The following is a 19,063-nucleotide window of genomic DNA, read 5'->3' as shown; positions in this document are numbered from 1 at the left end:
TGCGCGACGCTCGCTCCGACGACGAAAGCGAATTGAATGCGCCGCCATTAATATCAAGTTAATCGATAGTTTTTAGCATTAATTTGCGCTTTTTAATCAATTTAGTTGGCGTAGCATTAAACCCATGCAAGACACACCCGCCAACGAATCTGGAGCAACCGACATGAAAACCAAACTGATCCTCGCCCTGACCCTGTCCGTGCTGGCCGCCAACACCTTCGCCGCCGACGGTTCGGACAAAACCAAATCCGCCGACTTCATCAACGGCGCCAGCGCCGCCATCGAAACCAGCCATACCGGCACTTATGCCGCTGACGGTTTTGATAAAACCAATATTGGTAAAGCCGTGGCTGCTGATGGTTTCGACAAGACCAACCTGGGTAAAACCGTCGCTGCTGATGGTTTCGATAAAACCGGTACTGCGGCTGCCATCAGCTAAGAATCAGCAGGCCTCCCACAGCCCGGCTTCGGCCGGGCTTAGTCATCTCTGGGGGGATGACAATTTCCTGAGTTCACATCAAACCCTGTGGGAGCGAGCTTGCTCGCGAAGACGTCGTGTCAGGCGATATCAATGCAACTGACCCGACGCTTTCGCGAGCAGGCTCGCTCCCACAGGGGAATTTCATAGCCTGGAATATCGGTGTCCGGCTGGAAATATGCGTCGTGTGCTTGCACTATTGGCCACTTGATCCAGCCCTCTCCAGGACCACCCACCATGCCCGATGACATCCACTTCTACGAACCCGCCAAAGGCCACGGTCTGCCCCACGATCCGTTCAACGCCATCGTCGGTCCGCGCCCGATCGGCTGGATTTCTTCGCAGGATGCCAACGGTCAGCTCAATCTCGCGCCGTACAGTTTCTTCAACGCCTTCAACTACATTCCGCCGATCATTGGTTTTTCCAGCGTCGGGCGCAAAGACAGCCTGAACAACATCGAGCAGACCGGCGAATTCGTCTGGAACCTCGCCACCCGCCCGCTCGCCGAGCAAATGAACCAGAGCTGCGCGATGGTTGCGCCGCAGGTCAACGAGTTTGAATTGGCGGGATTGACGACCGTCGCGTCAAAGGTGATTTCGGTGCCACGGGTGGCTGAGAGTCCGGTGTCCTTCGAGTGCAAGGTCACGCAGATCATTCAGTTGCAGCGCGCCGATGGCGAAACGGTGCCGAGTTGGCTGATCCTCGGCGAAGTGGTCGCCGTGCATATCGCCAAGTGGCTGTTGAAGGACGGCATCTACGACACCGCCGCGGCAGAACCGATTCTGCGCGGCGGCGGGCCGGCGGATTATTTCCAGCTGGGGCCTGAGGCCCTGTTCAAGATGTGGCGTCCGGGCGCCAACCCGTAACGCGTTACCAGATCAACTCGGCGTCTTCAGTGACGCCCTTGAGGTTATCCAGCTCATTGATGGCCGCTTCATCGGCAGCAATGGCGCCGGGGAAGACCTGATCATTCAGCAGTTTGTGAAAGCGTGGTGCACCGCCATCGACCAGGGCCTTGACCGCGATTGCCGCGTGATACCCCTTGTTGCCGCCCAACTCGACGGGGACGACTGCGGAAACTGCTTCGAAGTGTTCGAACTCTTTACGTGCCATGTCACATATCCCGGCTCAGACAGATAAGCCGGACATTAAACCCTCAACCGACGAGTTTGTGTACCGGCGCCGGGCATTGGCCGAGCGCTTGCGCCGCCGACACGTCCTTGAAGGTGTGGAAGTCGAGGCTGTTGACCACCAGTTCCTGCACCAGCTCGGCGAAGATTTCCATCGACGGGCTTTTGAAATAGTTGGTCATCATTTGCTGGCTGCTCCAGAAACCGGAGACCAGCCACAACTCGGGATCACACTGCGAATGCTGCAAGGCAAAGCTCAGGCAACCGGGGGCGGCGCGGGACGGATCGATCAACGCGCTCAGGCGTACACCGAGTTCCGCCGAACGCCCGGCGCGCGCTCGGACGAAGGCCATATGACTGACGGGAATCTGCTTGGACATGTTCAACCCTCCCAGGGAGTCGCGTGGCAGCCGGGGGACGGGCTGCGACAGGATCAAAGGTTAAGGGCCGCACACACTTCGCCGTTAGTCGAATCCTGCCGCCGCGTTGCACAATCCTGCGAGACTGCACACAGAAGCTGTAACAACCTGTAAAACAGCGTCACACGGTTGTCATACGGCGTATCAAGCAAGTTTGCCACTCTGCGTCCTGCTATGGCTGGGCATGCCCATAAGCCCAAGCAGAATCAGGCAAGCATTTCGCAGGATGTGTCTACCGCTGCCGCTTGCACAAACATATGCTCTGCTCCATTCCACCTCCCCTGCCGAGGATGCCGTGCATGACGTCATTCGATCGTTTTCAAGCCGAACCCACCGCTGACATGGAAAAACAGCGCGCGGAGCTGGCGGCGATCATCCGCCGCAACACCACCGACGATGGCAGCTACGAGACCGCCATCGGTTCGCTGTTCATGTCGCGCCACACCCAGTCCCACGACTTCGCCCCGGTGCTCGCGCAACCGGCGCTGTGCATCATGGCGCAGGGGCGTAAAGAGGTGCGGCTGGCCGATGAGTACTTCAATTACGACCCGCTGAATTACCTGGTGGTGTCGGTTTCGATGCCGTTGAGCGGGCGCGTGGTCAACGTGTCGCCGGAAGATCCGATCCTCGCCGTGCGCCTGGACATCGACCCGACCGAAATCACCGCACTGATTGCCGATGCCGGTCCGATGGGCGTACCGACCCGGCCGACCGGGCGTGGTTTGTATGTCGAGCAGATCGACAGTTCAATGCTTGATGCGGTGCTGCGTCTGGCGCGTTTGCTCGATGCACCGAAAGACATTGCCATGCTCGCGCCGCTGATTCGCCGGGAGATTCTCTATCGCCTGCTGCGCAGTCCGCAGGGGCATCGCTTGTATGAAATCGCGATTGCCAACAGTCAGAGCCATCGCATCAGCCAGGCGATCAAATGGCTCAACGGCAACTTCGAGCAGCCACTGCGCATTGATGATCTGGCCAAGGAAGTGAACCTCAGCGTGTCGACCTTGCATCACCGCTTCAAGGCGATGACGGCGATGAGTCCGTTGCAGTATCAGAAGCAGCTGCGTTTGCAGGAAGCGCGGCGCTTGATGTTGGCGGAGGGGCTGGAGGCTTCGGCGGCGGGGTATCGCGTGGGGTATGAAAGTCCGTCACAGTTCAGCCGTGAGTACAGCCGCCTGTTTGGTGCGCCGCCGTTGCGGGATCTGGCGCGGTTGCGGCTTTCGGTGTGACCTTTTAGAAGCCCCTCACCCTGGCCCTCTCCCAGAGGGAGAGGGGACTGATTGGGGGATATTGAAGAAGTACTCCGACCTGAAAGTGCTTTGCCGAATCCATAATCGACTCGATATCTCAGGTCGACGGATATCGCCTGCTTCGCCGAATCCATAATCGACTCGATATCTCAGGTCGATGGATAGCGCCAGACACCTCGGTCGGCTCCCTCTCCCTCCGGGAGAGGGTTGGGGTGAGGGTTCCTAAGCCCCTAACACCCGACAAGCCTCAGCCGGCAACGTCACCGACACCGGATGCCCAATCCCCAACCCGATCCCCTGACAAGGCGTACTCAACGCGGTAAACGTCACCCCGGAACACTCCACCGTGGTCTCGATGGTCGCGCCGATATCACGCACAAACGTCACCTTGCCGAGCAAGCGATTCCCCGCCGTCGCCTGCGCTGCCGACAGTTGCAGGTCTTCGGGGCGAATCAGCATCTTCACTTTCTGCCCGACGACAATGCTGCTGCAGATCGGCACTTGCAACGCATCGCCACCCGGCAGGCTGACCTTGCCGTCGCCCAATGCGGTGGCCGGGAAGATGTTGCCCGAGCCGATAAAGTCAGCGACAAACTCGTTGGCCGGATGCCGATAGATTTCAATCGGCGTACCGATCTGCTGCACCTTGTGCTCGCCCAATACCACGACGATATCGGCCATGGTCATCGCTTCGCGCTGATCGTGGGTGACCATGATCGTGGTGATGTTCAGGCGCTGTTGCAGTTGGCGAATTTCCACCTGCATCGACTCACGCAGCTTGGCGTCGAGCGCCGACAGTGGCTCATCGAGCAGAAGGATTTTCGGGTGCGAGGCAATCGCCCGGGCAATTGCCACGCGTTGCCTTTGCCCACCGGAGAGCTTCGCCACCGGACGATCGATCATCGCCTGCAACTGGATCAGTTCCAGCAACTCCACCACGCGCTTGTGTTGATCAGCCTTGCTCACGCCGCGCAACTTCAGCGGGTAGGCGATGTTCTCGCCGACGGTCATGTGCGGGAACAGCGCCAGCGACTGAAAGACCATGCCGAAGTTGCGCAGGTGCGCCGGGGTGTGGCCGATGTCCTCGCCGTCCAGGCGTATCTCGCCGCCAGTGAGGGTTTCCAGCCCGGCGATCATTCGCAGCAAAGTGGTTTTGCCGCAGCCGGAAGGGCCGAGGAAACACACCAGTTTGCCTTCCGGCAAATGCAGATTGACGTCTTGTACCGCACACGCCGAGCCGTAGAATTTCTCGACGTTTTCCAGAATCAGACCAGTCATGTTGCACCTCAAATCAAAAGGAAACGCCGCCCTCGCCCACCAGCTTCTCCAGCGCCCAGATCAGGACGAAGTCGATCAGCACGATCAGCACGGCAAACGAGAACACGGTAGGGTCGAGTGATGACACGGTGCGGCTATACATCCAGATCGGCACGGTCATGACGTCGATGGTGTAGAGGAAATAGGTCACGGTGAATTCGTTGAACGAGACGATGAACGCCAGCAGCATGCCGGCCAGAATCCCCGACTTCATCAACGGCACCACCACATCGACAATCGCGCGCAATGGCGAGGCGCCGAGCATCCGCGCCGCTTCTTCGACTTCACTGCCGATCGAAAGCATCGCGGCGGTGCAGTTCTTCACCACAAACGGCAGCGCCAGAATCACGTGGGCAATCACCAATCGCGAGGTGGTCATGTGGAACGGCAGACTGTCGAACACCAGCAACAAGGCCAGACCCAACACCACCATCGGAAACACCAGTGGCAGCGACATCAGTTGCAATGCCACGGCTTTGCCACGGAACTCGCAACGGGTCAGCGCGTAAGCGGCGGGCACTGCGATCAACGTGGCGAAGACCATCGTCAGGCACGACACCAACAGACTGGTGGCCATGGCCTGACCGAGGCTCAACACGTCGCTGGCGTCCGGCGAAACGAAGGTGTGCCAGGCCGCTTTGTACCATTGCAGGCTGTAGCTGCTCGGTGGGAAGTCGAGGTTCGACGCACCGCTGAACGACATGACGATCATGGTCAGGATCGGCAACACCGCCAACAGCAGAATGAAGCCGGAAAGGATGCCGGCAAACTTGCCGGTTTCGCCGGGTAACAGGGCCATGCGTTTCTTGGTCAGGGCACTCATTGCGAAGCCTCCAGCAGACGCCGACGACGGCCGGTGATGTATTCGGACAAGGTCATGATCGCCAGCGTGGTGATGATCAGCACCACGCCGGCAGCGGACGCAGCAGGCCAGTTCATCAGCGGCGCGATCTGATCATGCACCATCACCGCGAGCATCGGCACGCGCCGGCCACCGAGCAGCAACGGCACGACGAAGCTGCTGGCGTTGTAAGCGAACACCAGCGTTGCGCCAGTGATGATCCCCGGCAAACTCATCGGCAACACCACTTGGCGGAACACCTGAAAACGGCTGGCGCCGAGGGTCGCAGCCGCTTCCTCATAGGTGCGGGCGACGCCGCGCATGGCGCTGGCAATTGGCAACACCGCGAGTGGAAACGCGGTTTGCACCAGGCCCATCAACACGCCGTTCTGGTTGTACAGCAACATGATCGGCCGCTTGATCAGGCCCAGGCCCATCAGCGCCTGATTGAGCATGCCGGCGGGGCCGAGAATCACCAGCCAGCCGTAGCTTTGCAGCAGCAGGTTGACCAGCAACGGCAGCAGCACGGCAGCGAGGAAAATCCGCCGCAGGAACGGCGAGGTCAGCCGCGACATGGTGTACGCCACCGGGATCGCCAGCACCACGGCAATCACCGCGCTGATCAGCGCCAGACGCAACGTCAGCAACAAGGATTTCAGGTAATAGGGTTCGAGCAACTGGGCGTAACTGGCCAGGCTGAAACCTGTCCACTCCGCGCCTTTGGTACCGACACTCATGCGCAGCACCAGCAGGCTGGCGGCAATCAGCACGCCGAGAAACAGCATCGACGGCGTGAGGAAAAGCCACGCCCGCGCGGTCGGTGAAACAGCGCGCGCCGGGCGCACGTCAGCGGCGCCGACCGCTTGGGTCAGGGATTGATGTTCCATAGCAATGATCTCGTCAATGGAAAACGAATCTGCCAAACACCTCTGTTTCCTGTGGGAGCGAGCCTGCTCGCGAAAGCGGTGGGTCAGTCAAACACTGTGGTGACTGACAGATTGCATTCGCGAGCAGGCTCGCTCCCACAGTGGACTCTGTGGTGTCTGGGAGGGCGACGTCAGGAAGAAAAAATTTCCGTATAGCGACGAATCCATTGGTCATGCACGGTGGCCAGGAAGGCGTTGTCGTGCATGATCGCCTTCTCGGCAATCTGCTCCGGCGTGAGGATGAACGGGCTCTTGCGCGCTTCGGCGGAGATGATCGCCTTGGCGTTGACCGGGCCGTTGAAGATGTCCTCGGCCATCTTGCCCTGCACCAGCGGGTCGAGGGAGTGGTCGATAAAGGCGTAAGCCAGATCGGTATCGCCCGGACGATTCTTCGGCATCACCGACAACATCAGGTCGGTGTAGAACCCTTCCTTCATGCCGAAGGTAGCGCCGAGGCCATAGTTCGGATCGCGAATCTGCTTGGGGAAAAATGCCGGCGCATAGAGGCCGCCCATGTCCAGCGAACCGGTGCGGAACAGCTCGGCAATCTGGTTCGGGTTTTCGCCCAGGGTCACCACGCGATCCTTGAGCTCGGCGAGTTTCTTGAAGCCCGGCTCGATGTTGTGTTCGTCACCGCCGGCCAGTTTCGCGGCGATGATGATCAGGTCCATGGCCTCGGTCCAGTTCGGCGGCGGCAGGAAAATGTTCGGCGCCAGATCGGCATCCCACAGCGCGGCGTAACTGGTTGGCGCTTCTTTTTGCGTGCGGGTGCTGTAGACCAGACTGTTGCACCACAACAGGTAACCGATGCCGTGGCCATTGGCGCCAGTGCGGTATTTTTCCGGGACGTCGACCAGGTTGGGAATGCGGTTGAGGTCGGGTTTTTCCAGCAGTCCGGCGGCGGCCAGCCCTTCGGCGCCGACGCCGGCCAGGGTGATGATGTCGTACTGCGCACGGTCACCGCCGGCCTTGAGTTTGGCGACCATTTCCGAGGTGCTGCCGGTACGGTCGGCGATGACCTTGGCGCCGGTTTTGGCTTCGAACGTGGCGGCGATATTGCGCAGTGCGGCGAGGCCGGTGTCATCCGACCAGGTCAGCAAACGCAGGGTCTTGCCAGCGAATCGCGTGTCGCTGGCGCTCGCCCGGATGAAGGGCATGCTCAGGGCGGCCGCCGCCACCGAGGCGACGCCGACGGTTTTAATGAATTGACGCCTGTTCAGATCGTGCTCGCCCATGACGGACTCCCTTTGTTCTTTTAAGTATGAGGTTGGTCGCAACCGTTGCATCCGCGCGGCCGGATCCGCTGAAAGCCTTGTTTTTAAAGGCCTGCAGCGCTGCCGACGGGTTCATCCTGAGGTCGTGCAAAACACCTGACTATCGATAAAAACTCATTGAAGCCATGACGCCGACGCATGCCTCGTTGCGAGGCATGCGCTGACCTTTTTCGGGCGTTCAGAGCGCCCGGATCACGTGTTTGATTTCCTGAAAAGCGGCGAGGCCCCACGGCCCCAATTCGCGGCCGATGCTGCTCTGCTTGTAACCGCCCCACGCCGTTTGCGGGAAGATCACTTGCGGCGCGTTGAGCCACACCAGCCCCGCTTGCAGGGCGTTAGCGACACGATCAGCGGTTTCGGCGTTACGCGTCACCACACTGGCGACGAGGCCGAATTGGCTGTCGTTGGCCAGGGCGATCGCTTCGGCTTCGCTGCTGAAACGGCGCACGCACAGCACCGGGCCGAAAATCTCTTCGCACCACAGCGCACTGTCGAGGGGCACGTCGGTGAACACCGTCGGCTGCAAAAAATAGCCGCGCGGCAAATCTGCCGGACGATTACCGCCGCAGATCAGCTTCGCCCCGGCACTCAAACCACGGTCGATGTGACCGAGCACACGCTGGTATTGCGCCTGATTGACCAGTGCGCCCATCTCCACGTCCGGGTCGAACGGGTCGGCGACGCGAATTGCTTGCGCACGCTTTTGCAAACGTTCGAGGAATTCGTCTGCCAGCTCATCGGCCACCAACACCCGGCTGGTGGCCGAGCACATTTGCCCGGCATTGAAGAAACCGCCGCCGCAAGCCAGCTCTACCGCCAGTTCCAGATCGGCATCTTCGAGCACCAGCAGCGAGGATTTGCCGCCCAGTTCCAGGCTCACGCCCTTCACCGTTTCGGCGGCACGCTGCATCACCTGGACACCGACGGCGTTGCTGCCAGTGAAGGAGATTTTGGCGATTCGCGGATCGCCGGAGAGTGGCGCACCGACCGCCAGACCGGTGCCGCAGACGACGTTGAACACGCCTTTGGGAAGACCCGATTCAGCGATGATTGCCGCCAGCTCCAGCTCCGGCAGCGGCGTGACTTCCGACGGTTTCAGCACCACGCAGCAACCGGCGGCGAGGGCCGGGGCGAGTTTCCACGCGGTGGTGACCATGGGGAAATTCCACGGCACGATCAGCCCGACCACACCGCACGGTTCACGGCGCAGGCGGGCGCTGAAATCATCGCTGGGCAGCGGCACGTTGCTGTCCTGTTTCGCGTCGAGGCCTTCGGCGAGTTCGGCGTAATACTCGAACGTGGCGATCACGTCATCGACGTCGATGGCCGCTTCGAACTGCGGTTTGCCGTTGTTGCTCGACTGCAGGTTCATCAAGTGGTCGCGACCGTTACGCACGCCATTGGCGATGTTGCGCAGGATTGCGCTGCGCTCGGCACCGCTGGTTTGTGACCAATCCTTGAACGCGGCAGTGGCAGCGGCGACGGCTTGCTCGACCGCGTGCTCGTCACCGCCATTGACCGTGGTCAGCAGCGCCTCGGTAGCCGGGTTGATCACCCGCAGATGTTCGCGACCGGCCGACCATTGGCCGTTGATGTAGAGGCCGTCGAGTGTGGTTGGAAAGTTCATCATTTGGCCACCGCCTGCATCCACTGGTGCTGGTCGATTTCAATCACGGTCGGGCCTTGGCGATCGGTCGCCGCACGTAGCGCAGTGCGCAGTTGTTCCACCGAACTGATCGCTTCGGCAGCGCAACCGAGGGCCTTGGCCACACCGATGAAATCCGGGGTGTAGATGTCGACACCGACCGGCTCGATGGCGCGGTTGACCATGTATTTCTTGATCTCTTCGTAGCCCTGGTTATTCCACAGCAGGACGATCACCGGCGTGCGTGCTTCGACGGCGCTGGCCAGTTCCGGCAGGGTGAATTGCAGACCGCCGTCGCCGATCAGGCACACCACCGGCGGGCGCGCGCCTTTGTCGAGTTGCCCACCGAGCCATGCGCCAATCGCAGCCGGCAACGCATAGCCGAGGGTGCCGTAACCGGTCGATGAGTTGAACCAGCGACGCGGACGCTCCGGGTTGAAGGTGAGGTTGCCGGTGTAAACCGGTTGCGTGGAGTCGCCGACGAATACCGCGTCGGGCAATTCATGCAGCACGGTTTCGAGGAAGCGGGTTTGCGCCAGGGTCGGAGCATCCCAGGTCGCCGCCAGATCTTCGCGCAGACGCGCCGCGCGCACCTGGCCCCAATCGTTGCGGCGCTCGGCCAACGGTTTGTGCGACAAGGCGCTGAGCAGCGCTTGCGCGGCGTTGCGCGAATCAGCAACCAGCGCGACGTGTGGCGGATAGTTACGCACGGTCTGATCAGCATCGATGTCGATGCGCAGCAGTTTGCCGGGAATCTCGAAGCCGCCGGCGAAGGTCACGTCGTAATCGGTTTCGGCCAGTTCGGTGCCGATCGCCAGCACCACATCGGCATCGGCGACCAGTGCACGGGTGGCGACCAGGCTTTGCGTCGAGCCGATCAACAGTGGATGCGTCGAAGGCAACATGCCTTTGGCGTTGATGGTCAGCGCCACCGGTGCGTCGAGCAGTTCGGCCAGTTCGGTAAGCTCTGCTGCGGCATCGATCGCACCGCCACCGGCGAGGATCAACGGACGCTGAGCGCCGGCGAGCAACTCGCTCATGCGACTGACGGCAGCGGGTGCGGCACCGGCGCGGTCGATGTGGACCGGGACGCTGGCGAGCAAGTCATCGGCCTCTTCCACCAGCACGTCCAGCGGAATTTCGATGTGCACCGGACGTGGACGCCCGGCCTGGAACAAGGCGAATGCGCGAGCGAGCACGCCGGGCAATTCCGCCGCCGACATCAGCGTGTGGGAGAACGCGGCGACGCCAGCGACCAACGCGCTCTGGTTCGGCAATTCGTGCAGCTTGCCGCGCCCGCCGCCCAACTGGTTGCGGCTCTGCACGCTGGAGATCACCAGCATCGGGATCGAATCGGCATAGGCCTGGCCCATGGCGGTGGTGATGTTGGTCATGCCCGGGCCGGTGATGATGAAGCACACACCCGGTTTGCCGCTGGTGCGCGCATAACCGTCGGCCATGAAACCGGCGCCCTGCTCATGCCGTGGGGTGACGTGGTTGATGCTCGAGCGGGCCAGCCCGCGATACAGCTCGACGGTGTGCACGCCGGGGATGCCGAACACCTGCTCGACCCCATAACCTTCGAGTAACTTGACCAGTACTTCGCCACACGTCGCCATGTCATTGCCCTTTTGTCAGCTAAAAACACAGATCCCTTGTGGGAGCGAGCCTGCTCGCGAAAGCGCTGGATCAGCCAACATCAATGCTGAATGTGATACAGCCTTCGCGAGCAGGCTCGCCCCCACATGACCTGAACATGGGCTCATTGAACGGTCGGCAGGTAGCGGCAACAATCGATTAAAAGTCATACTAGCCATGTCCTCACGTCATACCTTGGATCCACATGAAACGACTGCCTCCCCTGCCCGCCCTGCATACGTTTCTGATCACCGCGCAGTGCTGCAACTTCACCCGGGCGGCCGAGCAGTTGCACATCACCCAAGGCGCGGTGAGCCGGCAGATCGCCGGGCTGGAGGATCATCTGGGGTATGAATTGTTCATCCGTCTGGCCCGTGGTCTGGAGCTGACGGCTGAAGGTCGTGAGTGGCTGCCGCGAGTGGAGAAGGTCTTCGGCCTGATCACCGAGGCCACCGAGCAGATCGGTCTCAAGCGTGAAACCCTGCAACTCAAGGCCCCCAGTTGTGTGATGCGCTGGCTGGTGCCCCGCCTGCTGCAATGGCAAAAGGAGCGCCCGGATGTGCCGGTCAAACTGACCACCACGTTGGCCCATGGCGTGGACTTCCAGCGTGAGCCATTCGATGCGGCGGTGATCTATGGAACGCCACCGGACAACTCGTCGACCGCGCTGCATCTGTTCGATGAACAACTGACCCCGGTCTGCTCACCGGCATTGTTGAAAGGCCCGCCGGAACTGTCCGACCCGGCCGATCTGCAACAGCATTTATTGCTGCACCCGACTCGCGACACTCAGGACTGGAAGGTGTGGCTGACGGCGGCCGATTTGCAGTTGGATAACGTCAACATGGGCCAGCATTTCGAAACGCTGGATCAGGCGATGTCGATGGCGTCGCATGGGACGGGGGTGGCGATTGGCGATTGGTCGTTGATCGGCGATGACCTGCGCGCCGGGCGGCTGGTGATGCCGTTTGAATTGAAGGTGAAGACGGGATTGGCGTATTTCGTCGTGGTGCCTGCGGGAACCGAGCCCTCGCCGCAGTTGGAAGAGCTGATGATCTGGCTGGTTGAGCAGGCGCATTTGCGCTGAGACTTTTTTCCCTCACCCTAACCCTCTCCCAGAGGGAGAGGGGACTGATTGGGGGATGCTCTAGAAATACGCCGACGTGAAATTACTGTGTTGAATCCATAATCGACTCGATCACTCAGGTCGATGTACAGCGCCAAACAACTCGGTCGGCCCCCTCTCCCTCCGGGAGAGGGCTGGGGTGAGGGGAAAGCTTTAATTCAATACCCGACAGTAAACCGCTGACGCGAATGCTTCGGCGTTTCCACTTCATCGATCAGCGCAATCGCGTAATCGGCAAAGGTAATCCAGCTACGCCCTTCAGCGCTCACCAGCAAGTGATCCTGGCCGACACGGAAACTACCCGTGCGCTCACCTTCAACAAACTCCGCCGACGGCGACAGAAAGGTCCAGTCCAGCGCCTGCTCCTGACGCAACGCCTCAAGAAACGCCGCACCGGCGCTGGCCTCAGCTTTGTACTCCGCCGGGAAACCCGCACTGTCGATCACTCGCGTGTCGTCCGGCAGCAACAACGAACCGGCACCGCCCACCACCAGCAAGCGCTTCACACCCGCCTGCTTCACTGGCCCGACAATAGCGCTCGCAGGAACAGTGGCGAAATGCGCGGCGGTGATCACCACATCGTGACCGGCCACTGCGTCTTGCAACGCCGCCGAATCCAGCACATCGACATTCTTGCTGACCACACCGGCACGCGCGCCGAGCTTCGAGGTATCGCGAGCGATAGCGGTGACGCTATGGCCGCGACGCAGGGCTTCTTCCAGCAGTTGGCTACCGGCACGGCCGGTGGCACCAATGATTGCGATCTTGCTCATGACATTCTCCAGTTGGCTTGAGAGTGCTGCGTTTTTCAGAATCGGCTTACCACTGCATTTCGCCCTTGGCGACTTTCGCGCTCAGCTCCAGCGAGCTTTCTTCGCCCAGTTTCGGGTAGCGCTTTTTCATCGCGTTGATCAGTGCGGTGGAGTCTTTGGCCTTGGCGGTTTCAACGTCGAAAGCCTTAATGTAGTCGGCGGTGAATTTCACGCTGGCCAACGAACGGCGGCTGTTACCGAGGTAATGACCCGGCACCACGGTGTTCGGCTTGAGGGTTTCGATCGAGTGCAACGTTTCCAGCCAGTCGGCGTGGGATTGCGCGGTCTGGGTGTCGGCCATCCACACGTGGATGTTCTCGGCAACGACAACGCCACCGACCACGGCTTTGAGCGACGGAATCCACACAAAGCTGCGATCCGGCTGTTTGCCGTCGAGGCCGACTACCTGCAACTTCTGCCCTTCGAGCATCAGGCTGTCGCCCTTGAGCACGCCCGGCACGATGGTTTTCGCTGGCACATCGGCGCCCATTTTCGGCCCCCAAAAGGCCAGTTTGCCGGCGACGGTTTTGTTGATGTGGTCAACGGTCGGCTGCGAAGCCAGCACCTTGGCGTCAGGGAAGGCCTGGGTCAGGGTGTCGAGGCCGAAGTAGTAATCCGGGTCACCATGGCTGATGTAAATGGTGGTCAGGTGCTTGCCGCTGGCGCGGATTTTTTCCACGACCTGTTCAGCCTGGGATTTGCCGAATTGCGCATCGACGAGGATCGCGTCTTTTTCGCCGCTGACCAGCACCGAAGTCACCGGAAAAATGGCGTCAGTCCCCGGGTTGTAGACATCGAGAGTCAGGTTGGCAGCAGCGGCGTGCGCAGCGAAACCCAGGGAAGCGGTGGCGAGTAGAACGCGTTTGAGTGTGGTGAAGCCGATCATCTGTTGCTCCGGTGTCGGAATGCCGTGCTTGGCGATGGGACAGAGCTTAGTTGCCTGACTCAGTACAAAAAATGCGATGCTTGAACATAGTTTGTTTCTGAAAGCGGGCAAATCATGGATCGTCTCCAAGCAATGCGGGTGTTTGTCACCGTGGTGGATCTGGGCAGTCAGTCGGCTGCGGCCGATCATCTGGACCTCTCACGGCCGGTGGTTTCACGTTATCTGGCGGAGCTGGAAGACTGGGTCGGCGCCCGCCTGATGCACCGCACCACGCGCAAGTTGAGCCTGACCGCCGCCGGCAGTGAGATTCTGCCGCGCTGTCGGCAGATGCTCGAACTGTCGACCGACATGCAAGCCGCCGTCAGCGAACCCCATGATGCGCCACGCGGCTTGCTGCGGATCAGCGTCAGTACCTCGTTCGGTCAGGCGCAACTGGCCGATGCGATGGCGGCTTACGTCAAGCGCTATCCCGGTGTCAGCATCGATATGCAAATGCTCGATCGCACGGTAAATCTGGTCGATGAGCGCATCGATCTGGCGATTCGTACCAGTAACGATCTGGACCCCAACCTGATCGCCCGGCGCCTGACCGTCTGTCGCTCGGTGGTCTGCGCCGCGCCGGCGTATCTGCAAGAACAGCCGGCGCCACAACGGGTCGAGGAATTGAGTCGGCACAACTGCCTGACGCACTCGTATTTCGGCAAGAGCTTGTGGCATTTCGAGGAGAATGGCGAACCGGTGTCGGTGCCGGTGCAGGGCAATATCAGCGCCAACGAGGCCAGTACGTTATTGCGCGCGACACTGGCCGGCGCGGGGGTGGCGATGCTGCCGACCTATCAGGCCGGGGTGCATATTCACAGCGGTGAACTGGTGCGCCTGCTGCCCCATGCCGAGCCGCGGCAGATGAACATCTACGCGGTGTACGCCTCGCGCAAACACATGCCGGCGGCGTTGCGCAGCATGCTGGATTTTCTGGTGCTCAGATTTCCCGAAAATCCCGAATGGGATATCGGCCTGTAAACCCGATCCCACAGTGGCTATCGATGTGCTGAGTGGCGGGTTAAATCCTCAAGCGCACTCGCTGGCAACTCCCCGCCGCTGACCTATGCTGAAAGTAATACCGCAGGGTATGTCGTTCATAGGTCTACGCCATGAACATCAAAACAAGAAGGTACTTCGCGATTTTCATCACCTGCGCCGCGACGCTGGCGCTGTACGGCACCGCGGCCTGGCGGGTCGAGCAACTGCGACAGCTGCCGCGCGAGTACGCGAGCTGTAACTTCGAGCGGTGTATTCCGCACAATGCCACGCTGAACGCGTTGCGCTGAGGTAAGTGAGCTGGAATGCGCCCCTGTGGGAGCGAGCTTGCTCGCGAATGCTTTGTGTCAATCGCCATTACTGGCGGCTGATACACCGCTTCGCGAGCAAGCTCGCTCCCACATTGTTTAGGGTGGTTATGAAATTACTGTTCGGCCTTCAGACTGTCGCGGAAGGCTTTTGGCGAAATCCCCACCCTGCGCCGAAACAGCCGCGTGAAGTTGGTCGGGTCGGAAAACCCCAACAACTCCGACATCTCATAAATCGTCATGCTGGTGTAAGTCAGCAAGCGCTTGGCCTCCAGCAACTGACGCTCGTGCATGATCTGCAACGCCGGTTGCCCCGCCAGTTCACGGCACGTGCCATTGAGGTGTGACACCGAAATCCCCAGCCGATGCGCCAGGTCTTCGACTTTGACGTGCTGACGGTAAGTCTCCTCCACCAGTTGAATGAAACCATTGAGGTATTCGCGCTGACGTTGCGGGCGCTGACTGGCTTTGTGCCGTACCAGCGCCTGACGGCTGACCCAGACCATGATCACGCTGACCAGCGAATGCATGAGCATTTCCCGCGCCGGTTGATGACCGTTGTATTCGGCCTGCAACGCCGAGAACAGGCTGTTGAGGTAATCGCCGTCCTGTGCGGCCGGGTAGTTGTCCGCGCTGGCCAGCGCGTGTACCGAATCGCCCAGTTGCGCCTGCAAGTGCTTGATCAGCGGGGTGGCGAGGGTAACGATGAAGCCTTCCACGTCCTCGGAAAAACGAAAGCCATGCACCGATAACGGCGGCAAAACTTGAATGGCCGGGGTCTGAAGCTGGGTGCGCTGTCCTTCGATCTCAAGCTCTGCCTGACCTTTGAAGACGAAGAGCAACTGGCACAAATCGGCGTGGCGATGGGGTTTGATTTCCCATTCATGTTCGCGACTGCGGGAGGAAATGGTTTCACAGTGCAGCAAGTCAGGGGTTGGCCAGTCCAGGCTTTCACCGTAGAGCTTGAACACTGGAATCGAAGGCAGCTCAGGCTTGTTCATCACTTCAATCCAGGCCTCAGGGGTTGTGGGCGATAATCGCACCGATTGGCAGAATGTACAGGTATCGGCTCAGTTTTCACCTTCAATTGACAGACCCGCAAGGGAAAAATGCAAGCACTCGATCCATAAAAATCATTCACCGGTCTGAGCCGCGTGAAGCTTGCGAGTCATAAAAACAATGAAAACGCTGAAAACTCAAGTCGCCATTATCGGCGCCGGTCCGTCCGGTTTACTCCTCGGCCAGTTGTTGCACAACGCCGGCATCGACACCCTCATCCTCGAACGTCAGACACCCGATTATGTCCTCGGCCGCATCCGCGCCGGTGTGCTTGAACAGGGCATGGTAGAGCTGTTGCGTCAGGCTGGCGTGAGTCAGCGCATGGACGCCGAAGGGCTGGTTCACGGCGGTTTCGATCTGGCCCTGGACGGACGTCAGGTGCACATCGATCTGCACGCGTTGACCGGCGGCAAGACCGTGATGATCTACGGTCAGACTGAAGTCACTCGCGACCTGATGGCCGCTCGTCGGGAGGCTGGCGCGCCGACGATTTACCAGGCGCGCGATGTCGTTCCTCACGGCATGAAAAGCGACGAAGCCTTTGTCACCTTCGAAAAGGACGGCGAAACCTGGCGTGTCGATTGCGATTACATCGCCGGTTGCGACGGTTTCCACGGCGTCGCTCGCCAGTCGATTCCGGCTGAATGCCTGAAAGTCTTCGAGCGGGTTTATCCATTTGGCTGGCTGGGGATTCTCGCCGACACGCCACCGGTGCATGACGAATTGGTCTACGCCCGCCATGAACGCGGCTTTGCCCTGTGCAGCATGCGTTCGGCAACGCGCACGCGTTATTACCTGCAAGTGCCGGCCGATGAAAACGTCGAGGACTGGAGCGATCAGCGCTTCTGGGATGAGTTGAAAAATCGCTTGCCGGTGGAGCTTGCCGAAAAACTGGTCACTGGCCCGTCGATTGAAAAAAGCATCGCGCCGCTGCGCAGTTTTGTCGTGGAACCGATGCAGTACGGACGGATGTTTCTGGTCGGCGATGCCGCACATATTGTCCCGCCTACCGGCGCCAAGGGCTTGAATCTGGCCGCCAGTGACGTGAGTACGCTGTTCAATATTCTGCTGAAGGTTTACCGCGACGGGCGCACTGACCTGCTGGAGAAGTACTCGGAAATCTGCCTGCGCCGAGTGTGGAAGGCCGAGCGTTTTTCCTGGTGGATGACCTCGATGCTGCATCGTTTCGATGATCACGATGACTTCAGCCAGCGCATCAGCGCCTCGGAACTGGACTACTTTGTCAGTTCAGAGGCAGGGCGAAAAACCATTGCAGAAAATTACGTCGGACTTCCTTATGAGGCTATCGAATAGCCTGCTACCGACTTACACTGGCGAGCATCCACCCGCGCGCAATGGCCGCGCGGGTCCATCACTGCCCGCAGGCTCGCCCGTGACCAATCTCAATCACCCCGAAACGCCCAAACCGGCCATTCGCAGCGTGCTGGTCGCGCTGATGATGGCGATCTTTCTCGGCGCGCTGGACCAGACCATCGTCGCCGTGTCGATGCCGGCCATCTCTGCGCAGTTCAAGGATGTCAGCCTGCTGGCCTGGGTGATTTCCGGGTACATGGTGGCGATGACCGTGGCAGTGCCGATCTACGGCAAGCTCGGCGACTTGTACGGGCGGCGCAAACTGATGCTGTTCGGCATGGGCCTGTTCACCCTCGCCTCGCTGTTTTGCGGCATGGCGCAGAGCATGGAACAACTGGTGCTGGCACGGATCCTTCAGGGCATTGGCGCTGGCGGGATGATTTCGGTGAGCCAGGCGATCATCGGCGACATCGTGCCGCCGCGTGAACGCGGGCGTTATCAGGGTTACTTCAGCAGCATGTATGCGGTGGCCAGTGTCGCCGGGCCAGTGCTCGGCGGTTACATGACCGAATACCTGTCGTGGCGCTGGGTGTTCCTGATCAACCTGCCGCTGGGCCTTGGCGCTTACTGGGTGGCGCGACGCAATTTGCGCGGGCTGCCGATTCCGCAGCGTAAACCGATCATCGATTACCTTGGCACCTTGCTGATGATCATCGGCCTGACCGCCCTGCTGTTGGGCATTACTCAGGTTGGTCAGGGTCATTCGTGGCGCAGCAGCGAAGTGCTCGGCTTGTTCGCTGGCGCGGCGGTGGTGCTGGCGGTGTTTGTCTGGCACGAACGTCGGGCGCGCGAACCGTTGCTGCCGATGCACCTGTTCGCCAACCGCAACGCCTTGCTGTGCTGGTGCACGATTTTCTTCACCAGTTTCCAGGCAATCTCGCTGATCGTGCTGATGCCGCTGCGCTTTCAAAGTGTCACCGGTGCCGGGGCTGACAGTGCCGCGTTGCACTTGCTGCCGTTGGCGATGGGGTTGCCGATTGGTGCGTATTTCGCCGGCCGTCGAACTTCGATCACCGGGCGCTACAAACCGCAGATTCTGACCGGCGCGATGCTGATGCCGATCTCGATTCTCGGCATGGCCTTCAGTCCGCCCGAGGCGACCTTGATCAGCGGCTTGTTCATGCTGCTCTGCGGTATTTCCAGCGGTATGCAGTTTCCGACTTCGCTGGTCGGCACGCAGAACTCGGTGGAACAACGCGACATCGGCGTGGCCACCAGCACCACCAATCTGTTCCGCTCGCTGGGCGGCGCGGTGGGTGTGGCGTTGATGTCGGCGCTGTTGCTGGCGTTGTTGCAGGATTCGAGTTTCGCCCATTTGGCGAGCAGTTCGCTGATGAGCGAGGGGCATTCGGGCAACGTCCTGCTCGATGGTCTGAACGCCGCTCCCGGGGATGCGCAGAACGCCTTGCGGGCGGAATTGCTGGTGACGTTCCGGCATTTGCTGTGGGTCAGTGCGGCGGTGTCGTTGCTGGGGTTGGCGGCGGCGATTGCGATGCCGAACAACCTGCTGCGCGGGCGTGAGCACGGCGCAAAATAGCTGC

At 60.4% G+C, this 19,063-nt stretch carries 19 protein-coding genes; 8 read left to right on the top strand and 11 right to left on the bottom strand.

Annotated elements, in window-relative coordinates; all coding sequences use genetic code 11:
* The first annotated feature begins 163 nt into the window (after positions 1 to 163).
* Together A8O26_RS17160 and A8O26_RS17155 are read left to right on the top strand one after the other, a co-directional pair.
* Complete coding sequence (locus A8O26_RS17160; protein WP_064119044.1) at positions 164 to 439, top strand: hypothetical protein; 276 nt, start codon at positions 164 to 166, stop codon at positions 437 to 439.
* 276 nt (positions 440 to 715) lie between these two features.
* Positions 716 to 1,345 (top strand): flavin reductase family protein, encoded by a 630-nt coding sequence (locus A8O26_RS17155; RefSeq protein ID WP_064119043.1) that lies wholly within the window; start codon positions 716 to 718, stop codon positions 1,343 to 1,345.
* 4 nt (positions 1,346 to 1,349) lie between these two features.
* On the opposite strand, the gene A8O26_RS17150 is transcribed toward A8O26_RS17155, so the two are convergent.
* Both A8O26_RS17150 and A8O26_RS17145 read right to left on the bottom strand, forming a co-directional pair.
* Positions 1,350 to 1,592 (bottom strand): hypothetical protein, encoded by a 243-nt coding sequence (locus tag A8O26_RS17150; RefSeq protein ID WP_038366794.1) that lies wholly within the window; start codon positions 1,590 to 1,592, stop codon positions 1,350 to 1,352.
* A 43-nt stretch (positions 1,593 to 1,635) separates the two neighbouring features.
* Positions 1,636 to 1,989, bottom strand: coding sequence for a putative quinol monooxygenase (locus tag A8O26_RS17145; protein WP_064119042.1), 354 nt, complete (start codon positions 1,987 to 1,989; stop codon positions 1,636 to 1,638).
* Positions 1,990 to 2,327: 338 nt separating this feature from the next.
* Here A8O26_RS17145 and A8O26_RS17140 point away from each other — a divergent pair, with 338 nt between their 5' ends.
* On the top strand, positions 2,328 to 3,257 hold the full coding sequence (locus tag A8O26_RS17140) for an AraC family transcriptional regulator (RefSeq protein WP_064119041.1): 930 nt from the start codon (positions 2,328 to 2,330) through the stop codon (positions 3,255 to 3,257).
* Positions 3,258 to 3,500: 243 nt separating this feature from the next.
* Here A8O26_RS17140 and A8O26_RS17135 read toward each other — a convergent pair whose 3' ends face one another.
* From A8O26_RS17135 to A8O26_RS17110, 6 genes are all read right to left on the bottom strand, one after another.
* Positions 3,501 to 4,556 carry an ABC transporter ATP-binding protein gene (locus A8O26_RS17135; RefSeq protein WP_064119040.1) on the bottom strand — a complete coding sequence of 352 codons (1,056 nt, stop codon included), beginning with the start codon at positions 4,554 to 4,556 and terminating at the stop codon, positions 3,501 to 3,503.
* 13 nt (positions 4,557 to 4,569) lie between these two features.
* Entirely contained in the window at positions 4,570 to 5,418 is an 849-nt protein-coding gene (locus A8O26_RS17130) for an ABC transporter permease (protein WP_064119039.1), read from the bottom strand.
* Positions 5,415 to 6,323: an ABC transporter permease gene (locus tag A8O26_RS17125; protein WP_064119165.1), complete on the bottom strand. Its 909-nt coding sequence runs from the start codon at positions 6,321 to 6,323 to the stop codon at positions 5,415 to 5,417. Before A8O26_RS17125 ends, A8O26_RS17130 begins: the two co-directional genes overlap by 4 nt.
* Before the next feature lie 170 nt (positions 6,324 to 6,493).
* Positions 6,494 to 7,597 carry an ABC transporter substrate-binding protein gene (locus A8O26_RS17120; protein WP_064119038.1) on the bottom strand — a complete coding sequence of 368 codons (1,104 nt, stop codon included), beginning with the start codon at positions 7,595 to 7,597 and terminating at the stop codon, positions 6,494 to 6,496.
* 217 nt (positions 7,598 to 7,814) lie between these two features.
* On the bottom strand, positions 7,815 to 9,263 hold the full coding sequence (locus A8O26_RS17115; RefSeq protein ID WP_064119164.1) for an aldehyde dehydrogenase family protein: 1,449 nt from the start codon (positions 9,261 to 9,263) through the stop codon (positions 7,815 to 7,817).
* Entirely contained in the window at positions 9,263 to 10,900 is a 1,638-nt protein-coding gene (locus A8O26_RS17110; protein WP_064119037.1) for a 5-guanidino-2-oxopentanoate decarboxylase, read from the bottom strand. Before A8O26_RS17110 ends, A8O26_RS17115 begins: the two co-directional genes overlap by 1 nt.
* Before the next feature lie 224 nt (positions 10,901 to 11,124).
* Here A8O26_RS17110 and A8O26_RS17105 point away from each other — a divergent pair, with 224 nt between their 5' ends.
* Complete coding sequence (locus tag A8O26_RS17105) at positions 11,125 to 12,006, top strand: LysR substrate-binding domain-containing protein (RefSeq protein ID WP_064119036.1); 882 nt, start codon at positions 11,125 to 11,127, stop codon at positions 12,004 to 12,006.
* Positions 12,007 to 12,203: 197 nt separating this feature from the next.
* On the opposite strand, the gene A8O26_RS17100 is transcribed toward A8O26_RS17105, so the two are convergent.
* Together A8O26_RS17100 and A8O26_RS17095 are read right to left on the bottom strand one after the other, a co-directional pair.
* Positions 12,204 to 12,818 (bottom strand): NAD(P)-dependent oxidoreductase, encoded by a 615-nt coding sequence (locus A8O26_RS17100; RefSeq protein WP_064119035.1) that lies wholly within the window; start codon positions 12,816 to 12,818, stop codon positions 12,204 to 12,206.
* 46 nt (positions 12,819 to 12,864) lie between these two features.
* The gene (locus tag A8O26_RS17095) at positions 12,865 to 13,743 is read right to left on the bottom strand and encodes an MBL fold metallo-hydrolase (RefSeq protein ID WP_064119034.1); all 879 of its coding nucleotides are present in this window, start codon (positions 13,741 to 13,743) and stop codon (positions 12,865 to 12,867) included.
* A gap of 114 nt (positions 13,744 to 13,857) precedes the next feature.
* Here A8O26_RS17095 and A8O26_RS17090 point away from each other — a divergent pair, with 114 nt between their 5' ends.
* On the top strand, positions 13,858 to 14,763 hold the full coding sequence (locus A8O26_RS17090; protein ID WP_216637711.1) for a LysR family transcriptional regulator: 906 nt from the start codon (positions 13,858 to 13,860) through the stop codon (positions 14,761 to 14,763).
* Between the two features lie 131 nt (positions 14,764 to 14,894).
* Entirely contained in the window at positions 14,895 to 15,071 is a 177-nt protein-coding gene (locus tag A8O26_RS29970; protein ID WP_008085463.1) for a hypothetical protein, read from the top strand.
* A gap of 134 nt (positions 15,072 to 15,205) precedes the next feature.
* Here A8O26_RS29970 and A8O26_RS17085 read toward each other — a convergent pair whose 3' ends face one another.
* Positions 15,206 to 16,090 carry a helix-turn-helix domain-containing protein gene (locus A8O26_RS17085; RefSeq protein WP_064119032.1) on the bottom strand — a complete coding sequence of 295 codons (885 nt, stop codon included), beginning with the start codon at positions 16,088 to 16,090 and terminating at the stop codon, positions 15,206 to 15,208.
* Positions 16,091 to 16,277: 187 nt separating this feature from the next.
* On the opposite strand from A8O26_RS17085, the gene pobA reads away from it, so the two are divergent.
* Both pobA and A8O26_RS17075 read left to right on the top strand, forming a co-directional pair.
* Positions 16,278 to 17,462, top strand: coding sequence for a 4-hydroxybenzoate 3-monooxygenase (gene pobA / locus A8O26_RS17080; protein WP_172828175.1), 1,185 nt, complete (start codon positions 16,278 to 16,280; stop codon positions 17,460 to 17,462).
* A gap of 79 nt (positions 17,463 to 17,541) precedes the next feature.
* Complete coding sequence (locus A8O26_RS17075) at positions 17,542 to 19,059, top strand: MDR family MFS transporter (RefSeq protein ID WP_064119030.1); 1,518 nt, start codon at positions 17,542 to 17,544, stop codon at positions 19,057 to 19,059.
* The last annotated feature ends 4 nt before the right edge of the window (positions 19,060 to 19,063 follow it).

It is taken from the genome of Pseudomonas fluorescens, from assembly GCF_001648775.1.
Lineage (GTDB): Bacteria > Pseudomonadota > Gammaproteobacteria > Pseudomonadales > Pseudomonadaceae > Aquipseudomonas > Aquipseudomonas fluorescens_M.
Note: the sequence above shows the minus strand (reverse complement) of the source record. Positions and strands in the feature narration are given on the sequence as shown.

Coding starts and splice junctions, on each gene's coding strand:
- A8O26_RS17160 (WP_064119044.1), top strand. CDS start 164: ATGAAAACCAAACTGATCCTCGCCCTGACCCTGTCCGTGCTGGCCGCC.
- A8O26_RS17155 (WP_064119043.1), top strand. CDS start 716: ATGCCCGATGACATCCACTTCTACGAACCCGCCAAAGGCCACGGTCTG.
- A8O26_RS17150 (WP_038366794.1), bottom strand. CDS start 1,592: ATGGCACGTAAAGAGTTCGAACACTTCGAAGCAGTTTCCGCAGTCGTC.
- A8O26_RS17145 (WP_064119042.1), bottom strand. CDS start 1,989: ATGTCCAAGCAGATTCCCGTCAGTCATATGGCCTTCGTCCGAGCGCGC.
- A8O26_RS17140 (WP_064119041.1), top strand. CDS start 2,328: ATGACGTCATTCGATCGTTTTCAAGCCGAACCCACCGCTGACATGGAA.
- A8O26_RS17135 (WP_064119040.1), bottom strand. CDS start 4,556: ATGACTGGTCTGATTCTGGAAAACGTCGAGAAATTCTACGGCTCGGCG.
- A8O26_RS17130 (WP_064119039.1), bottom strand. CDS start 5,418: ATGAGTGCCCTGACCAAGAAACGCATGGCCCTGTTACCCGGCGAAACC.
- A8O26_RS17125 (WP_064119165.1), bottom strand. CDS start 6,323: ATGGAACATCAATCCCTGACCCAAGCGGTCGGCGCCGCTGACGTGCGC.
- A8O26_RS17120 (WP_064119038.1), bottom strand. CDS start 7,597: ATGGGCGAGCACGATCTGAACAGGCGTCAATTCATTAAAACCGTCGGC.
- A8O26_RS17115 (WP_064119164.1), bottom strand. CDS start 9,263: ATGAACTTTCCAACCACACTCGACGGCCTCTACATCAACGGCCAATGG.
- A8O26_RS17110 (WP_064119037.1), bottom strand. CDS start 10,900: ATGGCGACGTGTGGCGAAGTACTGGTCAAGTTACTCGAAGGTTATGGG.
- A8O26_RS17105 (WP_064119036.1), top strand. CDS start 11,125: ATGAAACGACTGCCTCCCCTGCCCGCCCTGCATACGTTTCTGATCACC.
- A8O26_RS17100 (WP_064119035.1), bottom strand. CDS start 12,818: ATGAGCAAGATCGCAATCATTGGTGCCACCGGCCGTGCCGGTAGCCAA.
- A8O26_RS17095 (WP_064119034.1), bottom strand. CDS start 13,743: ATGATCGGCTTCACCACACTCAAACGCGTTCTACTCGCCACCGCTTCC.
- A8O26_RS17090 (WP_216637711.1), top strand. CDS start 13,858: ATGGATCGTCTCCAAGCAATGCGGGTGTTTGTCACCGTGGTGGATCTG.
- A8O26_RS29970 (WP_008085463.1), top strand. CDS start 14,895: ATGAACATCAAAACAAGAAGGTACTTCGCGATTTTCATCACCTGCGCC.
- A8O26_RS17085 (WP_064119032.1), bottom strand. CDS start 16,090: ATGAACAAGCCTGAGCTGCCTTCGATTCCAGTGTTCAAGCTCTACGGT.